This window comes from Leptolyngbya iicbica LK, from assembly GCF_004212215.1.
Classification (GTDB): Bacteria; Cyanobacteriota; Cyanobacteriia; order Phormidesmidales; family Phormidesmidaceae; genus Halomicronema; species Halomicronema iicbica.
Genome location: NZ_QVFV01000002.1, coordinates 121,721 through 137,151 on the forward strand (window position 1 = coordinate 121,721; position 15,431 = coordinate 137,151).

Consider the following 15,431-nt stretch of genomic DNA (forward strand, 5'->3'; position numbering starts at 1 on the left):
TGAGCAGCCATTCCTCAGTCCATCACGGAAGTTACCAGCCGCCGGTTCTGGCCTGTCAGAATGTGGCAAAAGCTTTTGGGAATCATCCCAAGTCTGCTTTCACAGCCCTAGCCGGCATCAATCTGGACGTGGCCCGGGGAGATTTTGTCACGATTCTGGGTCGTTCGGGCGGTGGTAAGTCAACTCTACTGAAGCTGCTGGGTGGTTTCATCCCTCCCACCTCAGGACAGGTGTTATTTCATGGCGTACCGTTGCGAGGCATCACCCCCAAAATCGGCATGGTGTTTCAGGAAAATACCCTGTATCCCTGGTTAACCGTTGAGCAAAATATCGGGTTTGGCTTCAAAGTCCGAGGCCAGCAAAAACGTCAGTATGCGCTGCGAGTTGAAGCGGTCATGGAACATGTCGGTTTGACTCCAGCGCGGCATTTTTACCCGCACCAGCTTTCGGGAGGCATGAAACAACGGGTTTCGATTGCGCGATCGCTGGCGATTCAGCCCGATGTGCTACTGCTGGATGAACCCTTCTCAGCGCTGGATATTCAACTGCGGCGACGGTTACAGAAATTTTTGCTGAATATTTGGCAAGAAACCGAGGAAGCGACGATGGTACTGGTCACCCACGATGTGGAAGAAGCGATATTGCTGGGCCAGAAGCTCATAGTGGTGGGTGGGCACCCCGGACAAATTCTTGAAGCGATCGATATTTCGGCTTCGGTATTTAGCGATCGGTATGACCGACAGTTTTTAGATCTTCAACAACATCTGGAAGGGGTCGTTGGTGAAGAAGGCGACATCAGAGAAAATCTTTCTCCATTAGCAGTGCTTCAGGGTTAGAACAAGGAACTATTCCTGACTAACACGGGCGGGGTATTGGGCTTTATAAATTTTCAGGATATTCCTGGATTTTAAGTCTGTGACAACCTCTTTTTGTTTTAGCCAGTTGATGAATGCGAGTAGGTCTTCATTATCTTTATAAATGTATTCCAGCATGATATCGAATTCGCCAGTGACAGCAGACAGGTAACTAATACTTTCCATATCAGTCAATTGGTCGAGGGTCGTCTCGAAAAAGGCAGGCTTAACTTTGATTTCTATGTAGGCTACCTGTTCATGTCTGACTTTGCCAGTGTTGATGAAAGCACTGATAGTAATGACTCCATCATCTAACAGTCGCTTCATTCGGTATCTAACCGTTGCCTCGGGAGCATTAATTGAACGAGCGATGTCTCGGTAGGGAATTCTGCCGTTATGTTGTAAAAGTTCAATGATTTTCAGGTCAAGACTATCAATTTCAGGATTGTCTAGAGTCTCTGTGGTCGTATTGACTGGGATTGTCATTGCAATGTTTTTGGGGATTTTGAGAGCTAGTATAACAGGCCCCTTTACTTGGCACAGCGCATACTCTTTAGCGACTGACATATGCATCTGAGATAAATCAAAAGAACAAGTGATATATGCCCTTTTGTGTTTTCAAATATACGGTTTCAAGACTGACTTTGAATTAAATTTTTTAGGGTGAGTCGTTGAGCTGATTAGCCAGAGGAATCGTTGATTTTATTCATTTCCTGATTCCTTTCTTTCGAATTATCTTTTCTGATGAAAATTTTTGTGTTAATTAGATTGGTGACATTAAGGCTAGGCGAGTTTTGGTGGAGGTTGATTTTTGCAGAATCTGATTCCAACGACGGTATTGACTGGATATTTAGGGGCGGGTAAAACCACGCTACTAAACTATATTTTGACGGCCCAGCATGGTAAGCGAATCGCCGTTATTGTCAACGAGTTCGGGGAAGTTGGCATCGATAATCAGTTAGTGATTGATGCTGACGAAGAAATCTTTGAAATGAATAATGGCTGCATCTGCTGCACCGTGCGAACTGATCTGATTCGCATTGTCACTACCTTGATGGAGCGTTCTGAAGATTTCGACTACCTCATGATCGAGACGACGGGGCTAGCCGATCCGGCCCCGGTGATTCAATCCTTTTTTATGGATGAGGTGATGCGATCGCGGCTGATGTTAGACGCCATTGTTACCGTCGTCGATGCCAAATACATTTGGGAGCACTGGGACAGTAGCGAAGCCCAGGAGCAAATCGCGTTTGCCGATGTGATTTTGCTGAATAAGGTCGATCTGGTATCGCCCCCCATTCTGGAAGAGTTGGAGCAACGCATTCGCAGCATGAATGCGATCGCGAAAATTCACCAGACTCAGCACTGCCAAGTGTCTCTCGATGCCGTGCTGGGCGTCGGAGCCTTCGACTTGAAAAATGCCCTCAGTGTCGATCCTGAGTTTCTCGACGAAGAGGCCCACGACCACGACGAAACCGTTTCCTCAATCTCGATTCAGGAACCCGGGGTGGTCAATGGCGACCAATTTAATCGCTGGCTCTACCAGCTCGTGCAGGCCCGTGGGCCTGATCTCTTTCGCATGAAAGGCATTCTCGACATGGATCATGCCAGCCGCCGCTTTGTGTTTCAAGGAGTCCACATGACCCTGGATGGTCGGCCTGGACGCCCCTGGCAACCTGGCGAAACCCGGCGTAATGAGCTGGTCTTTATTGGCCGTGATTTGGACAAAGCGGAACTGCAGCGTGGTTTTAGCGAGTGCCTGATGTAACCCCAACATAAATTCAGAACGGAATTTGCCATGAAACAATCCGAAGCTTTAACGATCAGCATCGGCGTACTCGGTGGTGTCGATGTTTTCTTGACCGCAACGGTCATTCCGGTGCCGGTGTGGGTCACGTTTACCGCCTGGGCCTCTTTCTTTATTGTCGGCGGTGGCGTCCGGGGCTTTGTTAAGTCCATTTCCTGCAACATCACTGGCATTATCATTGCTGCCCTCTCGTTGCTAGCCATCGACTTGATTGGTCCGAGTCCCCTGGTGGCGGCCATTTGTGTCGGCATCGGGAGTGCCGGCATGGTGCAGGCCTCGAAATTACCCTTTACCCACGGCATTACCCCAGCGATTGTGTGGGGATTTTCACAAACCGTGGGGACAGTGGCGGTGACGGGATTGCCAGTGACCGCCGCCCTGCCCAACAACCCGGTACTCATTGCGATCGCCGCCATGATTCTGGGCAATCTCTTCGGCTATCTGTCCGAAGCTTGGGGCAAGGCCATGACCACCTCTGCCGTCGCCGCGACGAGCGAGTAAATCATCGGGAAACATCCACAGTTAACCCGATCGCTGATGCCATCGTCAGCTCACTTCTCCATTTTTTCAATCAGACCAAGGAGCGATAACGCCGATGAAACTCCAGCACAATCTGGGGGGTTTAGAAGGGCTAGACCCCGTCAATACCGAGACTCAAGTCTTTGTTGAACCCTGGGAACAGCGCATTTTTGGCATTCACACCGCCATGATGGCCCTCAGCAATCACCTGGGGGACTCGTTGCCCGACTATGCGATCGAGGAAGTCCCGACTGAGTTCAAAAGCTTCTGGACGTGGGGCCACCTGCGCATGGGGGCCGAAGGCATGCACCCCTTTGACTACTTCCGCTTGCGCTATTACGAAAAGTGGCTGGGGGGGATTTCGGGCTTCTTTGTCTCCGAGGGCTACATCACCCAAGAAGAGTTAGATGCGCGCACGGCGGCCTTTTTGGAAGATAGCGAACAGGCGGCAGCGCCTTTGCCGACGGGGGGCGACCCGGCCATTGATGCGCAAGTGCTGAAATACCTGCAAAAGGGCGATTCACCCAAGCGGCCCTTGCCAGCACCGCCCAAATTTAGTGTGGGCGATCGCGTCCGGGTGAAAAACGTCTCACCGGGTGAACACAGTCGCCTGCCCGGTCATCTCAAAGGCCACACGGCGGAAGTCGTCTTGGTTTATGAGGGCGCGTTCACCTATTTTTTCAAGACTGAAGATGGCATTGGTGTCCCGATGCCGGTGTACAGCCTGGCCTTCAAGAATGAAGAGATTTGGCCCGAATCGTTGACTGAGCCGAATTCGCTCTACTACAACGACATTTTTGAAGTGTATTTAGAAGCCGTTTAAGGGGAAAGCCTAATGCCTAGTAACTATCCAGGATTTAAGTACGGAGCCGATCGCGAAACCGTTAGCGCGGCTAAAGTCAAAGCCCTTGAGTCATTGTTGATTGAAAAGGGCGTGATCACGGGCGACACCGTGAATAGCATTCTCGGCTATTTTGAAACGGAAATGGGGCCGTTTAACGGAGCCAAACTAGTCGCGCGGGCTTGGGTTGACCCCGAGTTTAAGGCCCGGCTGCTGGCCGATTGTAATGCCGCTTGCGAGGAAATGGATTTCCCGGAGGGCATGTCTGGGGCCGAAGGTGAGCACATGCGCATTGTGGAAAACACGCCTGAAGTCCACAACATCATTGTTTGTACGTTGTGTTCTTGTTATCCCTGGCCCACGTTAGGTCTGCCGCCTTACTGGTTTAAGGATCCGACCTTTCGCGCCCGAGTCGTGCGAGAACCGCGCAAGGTTTTGTCCGAATTTGGCGTCGAGCTAGACGACTCTGTTGAGGTGCGGGTGTGGGACAGCAGCGCCCAGATTCGCTGGTGGGTGTTGCCCATGCGTCCTGAAGGCACTGAAGGCATGAGTGAAGCGGAACTCGCTGGACTCTTGACGCCGGAAGCCATGATGGGGGTCGCCACCGTTAAGGTTTAAGTCACTGCAGATGCGGAGTCGAGGGGCTGCCCTCAGCCCAGACTCCGCCTATGGATAGCGAGAAACACCAACGATGTTTACCAAATTCGAGCATTTTGCGGCGACCAGTTTAATGGGAGATCCCGAAGAAGCGCCGCCGCGCAAGGATGGTCACCTACATTTTGATCGCGATTGGGAAAAGATGGCGTTTGGCGTCGCGATCGCCCTTTCCAAGCAGGGCTATTACGAGTGGGAGGACTTTCGCCAAACCCTCATGGCCACCATCAAGGAATGGGAAAACACCCATGAGTTGAATGACCCGGAATGGGACTACTACCAATGCTGGGTGGCCGCTTTAGAGAAAGTCGCGGTCGCCTCGGGTGTGGTGAAAGCCGGTGAACTGGAAACGCAAATGGCTCAACTATTGAACTGTAAGAATTCGGAGACCTGATTGATGAACCGTAACCCTCATTTCACCCCGATGACCAAACTCGGAATCGCCGGAGTTGTTGGCCTGAGCAGCTTAGCCCTGGCAGTTCCGGCATTAGCGCATCATCCCTTTGGCGGGAGCACGCCGACCACTGCGATCGCCGCCTTTTTATCGGGCTTAGGCCACCCCGTAATTGGCTTAGATCACTTGGCGTTTGTCATCATTGTTGGTCTGCTGGCCGCCGTCATGGGGTTGGGATTGATGATTCCGATCGCCTTTACCGTGGCTGCACTCGTGGGGACTGGACTGCATCTGATGGGCCTCAACTTACCCTTGCCAGAAGTGATCATCTCGGCTTCAGTCTTGTTGTTTGGCGTTTTTCTGGCGCTCAAGCAGCAGCCCTCGACTTATTTAGTCATGGGGCTGACCGCGATCTCGGGGCTGTTTCATGGCTATGCCTATGGGGAGGCCATTGTCGGAGCGAATATGGGGCCGCTGTTCGCTTACCTCCTGGGCTTTGCTTCCATTCAAATGGTGATTGGTTTAGCCGCCTACACCATTGCCAAACGGTTGCAGCCTCAGACTGAAACGGGTGCTCTCAGCCTGCGGTTTGCTGGCTTTACGTTCGCTGGCATCGGGCTGGCATTCCTTTCGGGCGTGATTTTGGCGTAGCGCAGGGGGACGCCTGGGCTGTAATTGATCAGAAAGTCTTGCCACACGTCCTTCATGCTCAAAAGTATTAGCTAGGTGGGTCTTCTAATCGGAATCTAGCTTTTAGGGGCGATGTGTCGCCTGACGGGGAAGGATTTTGATCGCCGCGATCGCCCCCTGACACCCAAGCCATGACTCATGTACGTGTTTAGCGTCGATTTAAGCAGCGCGATTTTGCCGCACCATGGCTTGGGCGACTTGTTCGATGAACGAGTCGCCTCGTTGTTGNNNCCTATCAGCGCGATAGTCACTACCTTAAGCCTCCTTTTCTCTGCTGGGAGGAATGACAACCGAACACAGACGCTAAACACGTACTGACTCATCGAGTCATGGCTTTTTTTATGACCGATGAAATGAGCGATGTTTGAATATCGCCATCAGATGCCAAAGAACACGGTCAAGACGGCAAAGATCACCCCCAGGTGGGAGGTGGCGATCGCTGACGAATGATACTTTCAGCTCATAGGAACAAAATATTCAGGTTTTATTGATGGCTAGTTCATCTCCTTTAGAAGGTGTCATCCTCGTCGATTGTGCCAAAGCAAACATTGAAAACGGTGTAGAAACGGCTGCGGTGCAGTGCGGCTATGGCACCGATGTCGCGGCATTTCAAACTGCCCTGAAATCAGCTTGTGCTGACATGAACATTGAGCTGAAAGAATTTGCTGACCTCTCCGTTGATAAGCGGGTGAATCATCGCAACGGCATTGAAGTTTATCCAGATACTCCCTCGGATCTCTAACATTCTGCGCTGAGCACCAATTTCTCATCCCGATTCCCTATGACAGACAATGCTATTAGCGTCCCCTTCGACTCTGCTCAGAGGATGCTGGCTGAGCAGAGTCGAAGTCGGCAATAAATAGTATTGAAGTATTTACTGAAAGATTGGTGTCAGGCCACTTTAGAGCTCTGAGCCTCCAGCTGGAACAGCTTTGGTTCGCATCCGTGACATGCGGCGTTACGTTCTGATCGCATGGTCAAAACTGGCTTTGAAACAGTTCACTTAATACTTCTGAATATGATTGTTGTTCCGGCCTGGGGAATCTTCCTTTTTGTCCTTTTCACGATAGTTTTTATTATCTTCTCCTGGCTGTACTTGGCAGGCACTTTTCAGCGGCAGCGACCGTATCATTTAACCGGCATCGGCGCTAGCGAATCCCACTTTCTCACCACGATCGCGAGCATGTCTGATTCGCTGATCACTGCTGGCTATCCCCTCGCCTTTTGGTCCGATATTGATACCATTCAGGCAGCTCGCCTAGAACTCATCGACCAGGCCCAAACGCTGATTCAGTTTGAGACTTTTAAAATGTCTCCGGGCAAGCGTGCGAAGGATTTTGCTGATGCGTTGTGTCGGCAAGCGATCGCGGGAGTCACGGTGCAAGTTTTAGCCGATAGCTATGGGGCGAAAGAACTGCCCGCTAGCTATTGGCAACGGCTGCAGAATGCGGGCGTACAGGTGCTCTTTTTTAATCCATTCTCAGGGCGATCGCCGCTAGATTATTTACGCCGCAATCACCGCAAACTCCTCATCGTTGATCAAACCATTGCCATGGTTGGAGGAGCGGGCATTTCTGACCTTTGGGATGGCAAAGATGGCAAATCTGAACAACCCTGGTACGACTTTGAAATCAAATGGCAAGGTGATGCCGTCGGTATGCTCACCGGATTTTTCTGGCAGCATTGGTTGACCGCTGGCGGTCACGTTGACCTAAACCAGCATCACCCTGGTCGCTCCCAAGCCGCCACACCATCGCCCGTGCTGATCACCCCTGGGGAAGAACCCAGCACCGGCGATTCGCCGATTCGCAGCTTATTTCAACTCTGCATTACGTCCGCTCAGCGGCGATTATGGCTGGCGAGTCCCTATTTACTGCCCGACCAAATCACCTGCGAAATGCTCGACCAAGCCTGCCGCCAAGGCGTGGATGTGCGCATTTTGACGATGGGGCCTAAAAGCGATAAAGCCTACGTTTATTACACGTCTCGCCAGCGCTATGGGCCGCTACTACGCAGCCAAATCCAGATTCATGAATATCAGCCCAGTATGATGCACGGCAAAATTGTACTGATTGATGATGACTGGGTCAGTTTTGGCAGTGCCAATCTCGATCCACGCAGTTTCTTTCACAATGATGAGCTCAATCTCTGCACCAACAATGCTCAACTCATTTCCCAAGTCGCGGCGTTTTTTGAATCTGGGTTTGAGCAAAGTGAGGTAGTGCAACTAGGACCTTGGCAACGGCGGCCTTGGCAAGAGAAATTAATCGGTCGTTTGGGCAATTTTTTCTACTGGCAACTATAACTTGATAGAGATAATCGATCAGCAAAACTCTACCTTTGTGGCCGCAGTCGTCTGCCTGTAGCAGGAATGCAATTAGCCTCATTATTCCTAGACTGTAAAGGTAGTCTTTAAGGACAAAACTATATGGGTATTGAAGAACGGGTAGAAGCCACCGCTAAGAATGTTGAAGGTAAAGCGCAAGAAGCTATTGGCGAAGTTACTGGCGATCCTAAAGATAAGGCAGAAGGCCGCGCCAAGCAGGTTGAAGCCGAAACTGAGCATGCCAAAGAGGATGTCAAAGACAATCTCAAGCAGCAAATTGACTAATCTAGCAGCTGCCTTCCAGACGATTGTTTGGAGTTGCTAAAACAACGCAACATAGCACGCTATTAAGGTGGTCAATGGCCACCTTTTTATTTGAAAAGTTTCACGCCCGCGATAGATACTTGAGCTTGCTAGTTTGATTTCAGTAAGCTTGAGTTATAAAACGCACTGTGAAACTTAGAAATTCATTCTTTTTTTGCTGTTTCACAATCAACGGAAATTATGCTAGTCAAACATCAGAAAGACCACACCCTTATTCAGGTAACGGATACTCAAGAACTCATCGATCCCTTTCAGAAGAGCATTCAGGGACGAGAAAAAGCGGGAGAAGAAGTGCAACCCACTCAAGCATTTGAGAAATCGACACTAATTTTTCCCTCGGGTGAGCCTTTACCACAATGTTGGACAGATCCAGAATATCAGTCGAACTAAAACGCTGATATTGGAAACTAATTTCTCCGCAGGAGTGTCGCGATCGCGACACTCCTGCGGAGTTAGGAGGCTGAAGTCATCCAATATCGATATCGGGCAACGAGCGATCGCCGGTCACATCATCTACCAGTAGCGCTCACCCATTACTCCGAACTGCCCAGCATGATGGCAATGGGCCGACTGGATTCAAATTCGTTAGCGAACAGGACGATCGCGGCGGTCATCGGGACGCCAATAAACGCGCCGGGAATGCCCCATACCCAGCCCCAAAAGACGATGGAGAGCAGCGCCACAAAGGGCGACAGCTTCAGGTACTTGCCCTGCAGCTTGGGATCGACAAAATTGCCGAGAATGGTTTGGATGATGGCTAAGCCGATCAGCGTTGCTGCCCCGATCCCGGGACCTTGGAATAGAGTCGCAACCAGGGCCGGGACGATCGCGGCAACAATGGATCCCAACGTCGGAATAAAGTTCAAAATGAAGGCGAGCAGCCCCCAGGTAAAGGCTAAGCCCACCCCCAAAATGATGCACCAGCCCCAGGTGAGGAGACCGGTCATCAAACTAGTCAACGCGACCACTAAGAAATAGCGGCGCAGCTTGGAGCCCATGCTGTCAACGGCGTGGACGATGTGCTGGCCAGCCTGATCAGGGAATGCTCGCAGGGTGCGATCGCGATAGTCGTTCACCTCCAGCAGCAACAGTGCCAAAAACGACGCCACCAGCACGAGTAGGCTGACGGCTTTGAGCAAAGACTGGACACCACCGATCGCTTGCTGAAACAGTTGCGAAATTGCCCCGTCCGATTGACTGCCACTGCCGGTAGGCAGACCGTAGCTCGCCAGCCAGGCTTGAGCCGAGTTGATCAAGGACTGGAGGCGATCGCCATATTCTGGCAGTCTGGGTTCGATGAGTTCCAGACTGAGTTCGGCGGCGCCAACAAAGAGGCCCAGAATCCCTGCCAGCACTAGCAATACACCGATCATCGCCACCCACTTCGGCACATGTTGGGCTAAGCGCGTCTGCAGGGGTTCAGCCAGGACCGCAATAAAGAAGGCAAAGGCCAGGGGCATGGTCACTGGACGTGTGATCTGCAGGGCGTACACGCTCAAGAGCACGGTGATGATGATCAAGAGGATGGGCACGAGTTGCCCGGTGGCTTTGGTGAGTTTGGTCTGGTCGAGCGGCATCGTTCGGGTCCGTAAGGGGTAGCAGGGTGGTTGGGTGATTGGGTGGATATGCTCGGGCGTCCCGCCTGTTGTCGCTGGGGCAAGGTGGCAGGGTGACAGGGTGGCTTAGGACGAGAGGGCATTGGCGCGATGTGCAAGGCGGCGGTAGCCTTGTACGTCGGCCATGGCGGTGTCGGGTCCCGGTGTGGGAGAAAGAATCACGCTGAAGCTGCCATCGGTTTCGAGGACGACGGCGTGGACGGCAGCGAGGGCGGTGACGCCTTGGGCTCGGATGGCGGCCTTGATTTCACCTTCAGTAACCCGTTCTTGTTTGAGGGCATCGACCAAAAATTCGCCCTCGAATAGCAGCAGTTGCGGCTCGCCTTTGACTAATTGCTGAATGAGGGGCGTGCGGACGGAGAACCACGTCAAGAGAAACTGCAGCGCCACCAGGACGGCAATGCCCAAGAGACCTTGCAACAGCGACGTATTGAGGGAGAGTACCGTGGTGGCCAAAATCGAGCCATACGCAACGGTGACAATGAAGTCAAAGGCATTCCATTTGGACAGGGTGCGCTTACCCGAAAAGCGGATCAGCACCACGACGGCGAGATAGGACAAGCTGCCGATTAGCAGAGTATGGGATAGGGCAGTCAGGCTATTAAACACGGTTTAGTCAGTCAGGGTAGAACGTCTGGAGGGCAGCAAGGTGGGGCGATCGCGGACATCACTCAGACTCAAGATCGCGCGCCATGCTGGCGAAGAAGACCCCGTAGGCAGGTAACACGACCTCGTCGCCATCTAAGCTGAAGTCAAAGTTGAGGTGACTCACGACTTGGTAATCGGAAAACTCGCTCAAGCTGTAGTGGGCGGGTTTATCACCCATGTTGAAAATGCAAAGAATGTGTTGCTCGGCATAATATCGACTGAATGCCAGGATGGTGTCTTTGGTTTCCAGCAGATCGAGGTGTCCGGCTTCGATCGCAGGCTGGTTTTTACGCCAGTGCAGCATCCGTCGCCAGGTATTCAACAGCGAACTGGCGTCGCAATGCTGAGCTTGCACAGACCGCTCTAAATGCTCGTCAGGAATCGGTAACCAGGGTTTTTCGCCAGCGGTAAAGCCGCCGCAAGGAGGCTGTGAGGTCCACGGCATAGGGGTCCGCGAGCCATCGCGACCGACCACATCGGGATAGAGAGCTTGACCAAAGGGGTCTTTGATTTCGTCGGGCGCAATGTCACCCGGGATGTCGGCGATCGGGAGTCCCAATTCGTCTCCCTGCCATAAGCAAAACGCCCCCGGCAACGACAGCAGCAGCGCCACCATCATGTGGTAGAACGCCTCGGGATAGGGATTGCCGTTGGCGTCTTTGCCGGTCCAACGACAGTGCAGGCGGCCGTAATCGTGATTGCCGACAATCCAGCAGGTGCCGCCGTCGGGAAAGCAGTTGGTGACCTTGCGGAGCATGCCGCGCATCAGCTCAGCAGTCATCGGTTGATCGACCAAAAGACCGCTGTGGTAGGCCAGGTGCAGGCGATCGCAGCCCCGCGTGTATTGTCCGGCGAGCTCAATGGAGTCTTCGCACAGGGTGGTCTCGCCCAGGGTCACAACGCCCGGATATTGATTCACCAGTTCGCGAATGGGACGGATGCGCTCCAGGGTCTCAGGGCGATTGAAACTGTATTTGAGGACTTGCTTATTCAGGGGATTACCCTTGGGCACCCCATCTGGCAGGTCGGCATCCTCCGGTCGTTGGGGATTATCCCGCAGTTGCGGGTCGTGCAAAAAGAAATTCACCGCATCAATGCGCAGTCCATCCACCCCCCGGTCGAGCCAGAACGTGGCCCGCTCCAGAATGGCGTCGAGCACATCATCGTTGTGCCAATTTAAATCGGGCTGACTTTTCAGAAAGCTATAGAGGTAATACTGTTCGCGTTGGGGCTCCCATTCCCAGGCGCACTCGCCGGTAAAGGAGGAGAGCCAGTTGTTGGGGGGCGAACCATCGGGTTTAGGATCGGCCCACACATACCAGTCGGCTTTGGCGTTGTCACGGCTCGACCGACTTGCTTGAAACCAAGGATGCTGATTGGAGGTATGGTTCCACACCTGGTCGATGATGACCTTGAGTTTCATCGTGTGGGCGATGTCTAGCAGACATTGAAAGTCTTCCATAGTGCCAAACTCATCCCCGATCGCGCGCATATCGGTGATGTCATAGCCCAAATCATCCATTGGCGACTCGTATATCGGCGTCAGCCAGATGGCATCCACCCCCAAACTGATAATGTAGTCGAGCTTTTCGACCACGCCGTTAAGATCACCCTGACCATCGCCATTCGTATCAAAAAAACTCCAGGGCGAAATTTGATAAATGACGGCATTTTGCCACCACTCACCGTTTTGGGTGGCGTGATGATCATCTTCCCATTGCCAATCGCGGCGGTTAATGGTGGGTGTCCGCCACCACGTTTTGTTGGCAACTTGTACCATGGCGGGTCTCCTTCTCTATGTTCAAATCAAAATTCCGTGGGGCGCAGTGCGTCCGTGCAGAGCATCGCACTCTGGCGGGCTGAACCACTCCTCTAGCAAGGCTCCGGTAATCTGGGCGACTTCCGCCACAATGTGTGCCCAGGTGCAGCGGTTGATGAATAACATGCCGTCTTTGTCGAGGGTGCCGCCCTGATTCACAAAGCCGAGGCAGCGGGTTTGCCGAAAGCCCGTGTGCAAGGACTGCAAGGTGCCCAGCATCGGGGCCGGTCGCGTATGGGTGACGAAAATGCGGGCCAAGACGTTGGCGGGATACAGCGACTGCACCGTCTCAGCGGCGGTGACGTGGGCCAGTTCGCCCGCATCGCGGGGAATGCGGAAGCGACCGGGCTCCAGCATATAAACGACAGAGTGGGGCAGCTGGCGATCGCGCATCCGTTGCGACGCCTTCAGCACTTCCTCTAGCTGATAGCTGCCGATCGCCGTCAAAATCAACTCGGCGCGATCTGGTTCGTATCCCGCCCAATCTAGACGCAGCGCCCCCTGGTCAAGCAGCTGAGCCGTTTCTTCGGGCGTCAACAGGTCCGCCACGTCGCGCTTCGGCACCACCATCGACCAAAACTGGCCGTGGGTTTGATAGGCCTGGTGGGTCAGCGCCCGGGCGGAGTTATAGTCCGCCGCAAACAGGACGCGAGACACGTCGCTGGCCTCGTTCAGCATGGCCTCCGCCATCATGGGGTCCTGGTGGGACTGTTCATTTTTGCCGTTTTCCCAGGTGTGAGAGGTCAGCACCAGGGGAATCGAGAGCCAGCCGTTGTCGATGCCCAGCTCCTGGCGGTGCTTGGTGAAAATAATTTCCTGGCGCATCGCCCCGTGCATCTTGGCGGCAAAGGCTTCGTAGCTGGCGATCAGGCTGATGCCGCCTTTGTTGGCGAGGGCAGCGCAGGCGATCGCTTCCTCATTTAACGCCGTAATCACGGCCCCATCCAGGGTTTCGGGAATGCCGTCTTCGGGCTCTGTCACCCGAAACTTGAGATAGTCCAGCGTTTGCTGCAGTCGGTTGGACTTCATCTCGTCGGGATTGCCCACCCGTGGCCGCAGTTGGGGATTGGCCTTGACCGTCGCCAGGAATTGGGCATCCACCGCTTGCATGGGTTGGGCCGTCTGCCAGGTGTCGGGATTGGCGCGATCGCCCGCAATTGATCGATACTCCGGCTCTGGCACTTCGGACAGACTGACCTGACGATGCACCAGGGGATGATCTTTCTCTTGGGGACGCTGCTGCTGCTCGTGAGTTTGCAGTTGCGCGATCGCGCTTTCCAATTCCGCTAGCGGCACCCACAGCTTACGGGTGTGCTCATTGAAAAGCTGGGCCATTTCCGCATCTTGATGGGGATTGCCGCCCAGGGGCAGATTGTGGGCCAGATTTTCCCCCGCGTTAAAGAAGCCTGCGCCCTTGTCCGCGACCGCAATGCCGTAGGGGAGATTGGCGGGATAGGTCGCTTCATCCAGGGCGATCGCTTCGGTTTCCGCTGCTAGCCGCGTTTCCATTTCCAAAATTAGCCAGACAAACGCCGCCGGATCGCGCCCGTCAATCACAATCGGGTCGAAATGGTTCAGCTCCAAATGCTGCTGAAACCACTCGGTGCCGCCCTTTTGCGCCATGGTGCTGCGCTGATCGATGCGGCGACCGTTGTTGATCATGATGGGCAGGGCGTTGCCGCAGTCTTGGTCGCGCCACCAGCGGGGTACCCAGTCGCTGCCGCGCTGCTCCTCAAACGCACCATCGCTGAGGAAGGTGACCAGCGTTTCCCCCGGCAGCGGCATGTGAACGTACTCCAACTGGGCAAAGCCGAGGTAGCCGCCCTCCGCGATGCCCCCCGCCGTGTGGGGATTGACGTGACTGCCCAGGGGCGAAGCTTGCTTACCCTGGTCGTTGAGTTGGTAGGAGTAAAAGTCCTGCACGTAGCGGGTCAGCCCTGCGTCCGTCAGCTTGGACTCGCCGTCGTGCTGGCGGTAGCGCTCAGCATGGACGCCCAGCAGATTATCCACCAGCAGATTGACCGAATCGATCGCCGACACACAATGCCCCTGCCCCATCAGCCAACTGCGAGTCTCCGCCGTGATCGCGTTCGCCCCCAAATACCCCACATAAGCGGGCACCATATTGAGAGAGCCGCCCGTGTGGCCTTCGGGCTTGGTCTTGAAATCTTCGGCTTGCAGGTCGCGGCCGTCGGTATACACGGCGTTGGCATACACCTCATGCACCACGAGCCACATGCCCGCATTGGCCACTCGATCCAGGGCATATAGCTGGTCAAATAATCGCTCTCGCCAGTCTTCGCCGTGCTCTAGCACTAAACGATCGGCCAGCTCAAACACGCGCATCTGGGTGACGAGATCGTGCTCGATCGCGCCATACCCCGCTGCCCAGCGATTGGCCAGGGGATAGCGATCGCGATATTGCTCCGCCCAGTCAGCCGTGCGGTACGTTTCGGGAAGCGTAGTCTGTGGCATAGCAATGGAGGGATATCAACAAACGAAAGAGAGGGGACTTAGTGAATAGCGACACAACCGGCTCATGGAGTCCGACTGGCCGCCTGTGAATTCGCGGCTTGAAAATCGGTACAGTCACTCGCTTCGGGGGTGAGCACCTGCACCGGATTGACCGCACAGGGCAGAAACCGATTGGCATTGAAGTACTGACAATGGCGGCAGGGTAAATCGGGGTTTAAAAGTGACGATAATGGCTTGCCGGTTTGGCCACGGGTAGGCGGCGCTAACGACGGCTTTGATTGACGCAGGCTGAGCAGCAGCAAAACCAGGCTGCTTAACAATACGAGGAACCCAATGGACGCAGACCAGCCATCATTGGCCACTGAAGAGGGTGGCTCAACCGGCTCCGGGCGCGAAATTTCGGAGGGAATTTGGGTGAAGTAATAGTAGTGAGAAAATAAGGGGGAATTCGGCTGACTCATAGT

At 53.8% G+C, this 15,431-nt stretch carries 16 protein-coding genes; 10 read left to right on the forward strand and 6 right to left on the reverse strand.

The genetic code is table 11. The features are described from left to right. Positions 1-62 precede the first annotated feature (62 nt). Complete coding sequence (locus tag DYY88_RS07650; protein ID WP_052288593.1) at positions 63-836, forward strand: ABC transporter ATP-binding protein; 774 nt, start codon at positions 63-65, stop codon at positions 834-836. 9 nt (positions 837-845) lie between these two features. Here the strand turns inward: DYY88_RS07650 and DYY88_RS07655 are convergent, their stop codons facing one another. Continuing rightward, a complete protein-coding gene (locus tag DYY88_RS07655) occupies positions 846-1,421 on the reverse strand; it encodes an Lrp/AsnC family transcriptional regulator (RefSeq protein WP_052288592.1) in 576 nt (191 codons plus the stop codon). A gap of 244 nt (positions 1,422-1,665) precedes the next feature. Here DYY88_RS07655 and DYY88_RS07660 point away from each other — a divergent pair, with 244 nt between their 5' ends. The 9 genes from DYY88_RS07660 (at position 1,666) to DYY88_RS07700 (ending at position 8,370) form a co-directional block, all read left to right on the forward strand. Then, positions 1,666-2,622: a CobW family GTP-binding protein gene (locus DYY88_RS07660; protein WP_039728639.1), complete on the forward strand. Its 957-nt coding sequence runs from the start codon at positions 1,666-1,668 to the stop codon at positions 2,620-2,622. Positions 2,623-2,652: 30 nt separating this feature from the next. After that, complete coding sequence (locus DYY88_RS07665) at positions 2,653-3,162, forward strand: DUF1097 domain-containing protein (RefSeq protein WP_039728637.1); 510 nt, start codon at positions 2,653-2,655, stop codon at positions 3,160-3,162. Positions 3,163-3,256: 94 nt separating this feature from the next. Continuing rightward, positions 3,257-4,003 (forward strand): nitrile hydratase subunit beta, encoded by a 747-nt coding sequence (gene nthB, locus DYY88_RS07670; RefSeq protein ID WP_039728636.1) that lies wholly within the window; start codon positions 3,257-3,259, stop codon positions 4,001-4,003. A 12-nt stretch (positions 4,004-4,015) separates the two neighbouring features. Continuing rightward, a complete protein-coding gene (nthA, locus tag DYY88_RS07675; RefSeq protein ID WP_039728635.1) occupies positions 4,016-4,639 on the forward strand; it encodes a nitrile hydratase subunit alpha in 624 nt (207 codons plus the stop codon). A 73-nt stretch (positions 4,640-4,712) separates the two neighbouring features. After that, the gene (locus tag DYY88_RS07680) at positions 4,713-5,069 is read left to right on the forward strand and encodes a nitrile hydratase accessory protein (RefSeq protein WP_039728634.1); all 357 of its coding nucleotides are present in this window, start codon (positions 4,713-4,715) and stop codon (positions 5,067-5,069) included. A 3-nt stretch (positions 5,070-5,072) separates the two neighbouring features. Then, the gene (locus DYY88_RS07685) at positions 5,073-5,720 is read left to right on the forward strand and encodes a HupE/UreJ family protein (RefSeq protein WP_039728633.1); all 648 of its coding nucleotides are present in this window, start codon (positions 5,073-5,075) and stop codon (positions 5,718-5,720) included. 529 nt (positions 5,721-6,249) lie between these two features. Further along, a complete protein-coding gene (locus DYY88_RS07690; RefSeq protein ID WP_039728632.1) occupies positions 6,250-6,501 on the forward strand; it encodes a hypothetical protein in 252 nt (83 codons plus the stop codon). 354 nt (positions 6,502-6,855) lie between these two features. Beyond that, complete coding sequence (locus DYY88_RS07695; RefSeq protein ID WP_163685985.1) at positions 6,856-8,064, forward strand: phospholipase D-like domain-containing protein; 1,209 nt, start codon at positions 6,856-6,858, stop codon at positions 8,062-8,064. Between the two features lie 123 nt (positions 8,065-8,187). Then, positions 8,188-8,370 (forward strand): CsbD family protein, encoded by a 183-nt coding sequence (locus DYY88_RS07700; protein ID WP_039728631.1) that lies wholly within the window; start codon positions 8,188-8,190, stop codon positions 8,368-8,370. A gap of 572 nt (positions 8,371-8,942) precedes the next feature. Here DYY88_RS07700 and DYY88_RS07710 read toward each other — a convergent pair. From DYY88_RS07710 to DYY88_RS07730, 5 genes are all read right to left on the reverse strand, one after another. After that, positions 8,943-9,986 (reverse strand): AI-2E family transporter, encoded by a 1,044-nt coding sequence (locus tag DYY88_RS07710; protein WP_044151370.1) that lies wholly within the window; start codon positions 9,984-9,986, stop codon positions 8,943-8,945. Between the two features lie 105 nt (positions 9,987-10,091). Next, entirely contained in the window at positions 10,092-10,634 is a 543-nt protein-coding gene (locus DYY88_RS07715) for a DUF421 domain-containing protein (RefSeq protein ID WP_039728628.1), read from the reverse strand. A 58-nt stretch (positions 10,635-10,692) separates the two neighbouring features. After that, a complete protein-coding gene (locus DYY88_RS07720) occupies positions 10,693-12,453 on the reverse strand; it encodes an alpha-glucosidase (protein ID WP_039728626.1) in 1,761 nt (586 codons plus the stop codon). A gap of 21 nt (positions 12,454-12,474) precedes the next feature. Then, complete coding sequence (locus DYY88_RS07725; protein ID WP_044151369.1) at positions 12,475-14,967, reverse strand: phosphoketolase family protein; 2,493 nt, start codon at positions 14,965-14,967, stop codon at positions 12,475-12,477. 62 nt (positions 14,968-15,029) lie between these two features. Next, a complete protein-coding gene (locus DYY88_RS07730; protein ID WP_039728625.1) occupies positions 15,030-15,428 on the reverse strand; it encodes a hypothetical protein in 399 nt (132 codons plus the stop codon). Positions 15,429-15,431 lie beyond the last annotated feature (3 nt).

Bases quoted from the DNA above. Each gene is read 5' to 3' on its own strand.
- nthA (WP_039728635.1), top strand. From the start codon at position 4,016: ATGCCTAGTAACTATCCAGGATTTAAGTACGGAGCCGATCGCGAAACC.
- DYY88_RS07680 (WP_039728634.1), top strand. From the start codon at position 4,713: ATGTTTACCAAATTCGAGCATTTTGCGGCGACCAGTTTAATGGGAGAT.
- DYY88_RS07685 (WP_039728633.1), top strand. From the start codon at position 5,073: ATGAACCGTAACCCTCATTTCACCCCGATGACCAAACTCGGAATCGCC.
- DYY88_RS07710 (WP_044151370.1), bottom strand. From the start codon at position 9,986: ATGCCGCTCGACCAGACCAAACTCACCAAAGCCACCGGGCAACTCGTG.
- nthB (WP_039728636.1), top strand. From the start codon at position 3,257: ATGAAACTCCAGCACAATCTGGGGGGTTTAGAAGGGCTAGACCCCGTC.
- DYY88_RS07720 (WP_039728626.1), bottom strand. From the start codon at position 12,453: ATGGTACAAGTTGCCAACAAAACGTGGTGGCGGACACCCACCATTAAC.
- DYY88_RS07665 (WP_039728637.1), top strand. From the start codon at position 2,653: ATGAAACAATCCGAAGCTTTAACGATCAGCATCGGCGTACTCGGTGGT.
- DYY88_RS07690 (WP_039728632.1), top strand. From the start codon at position 6,250: ATGGCTAGTTCATCTCCTTTAGAAGGTGTCATCCTCGTCGATTGTGCC.
- DYY88_RS07725 (WP_044151369.1), bottom strand. From the start codon at position 14,967: ATGCCACAGACTACGCTTCCCGAAACGTACCGCACGGCTGACTGGGCG.
- DYY88_RS07700 (WP_039728631.1), top strand. From the start codon at position 8,188: ATGGGTATTGAAGAACGGGTAGAAGCCACCGCTAAGAATGTTGAAGGT.
- DYY88_RS07655 (WP_052288592.1), bottom strand. From the start codon at position 1,421: ATGTCAGTCGCTAAAGAGTATGCGCTGTGCCAAGTAAAGGGGCCTGTT.
- DYY88_RS07730 (WP_039728625.1), bottom strand. From the start codon at position 15,428: ATGAGTCAGCCGAATTCCCCCTTATTTTCTCACTACTATTACTTCACC.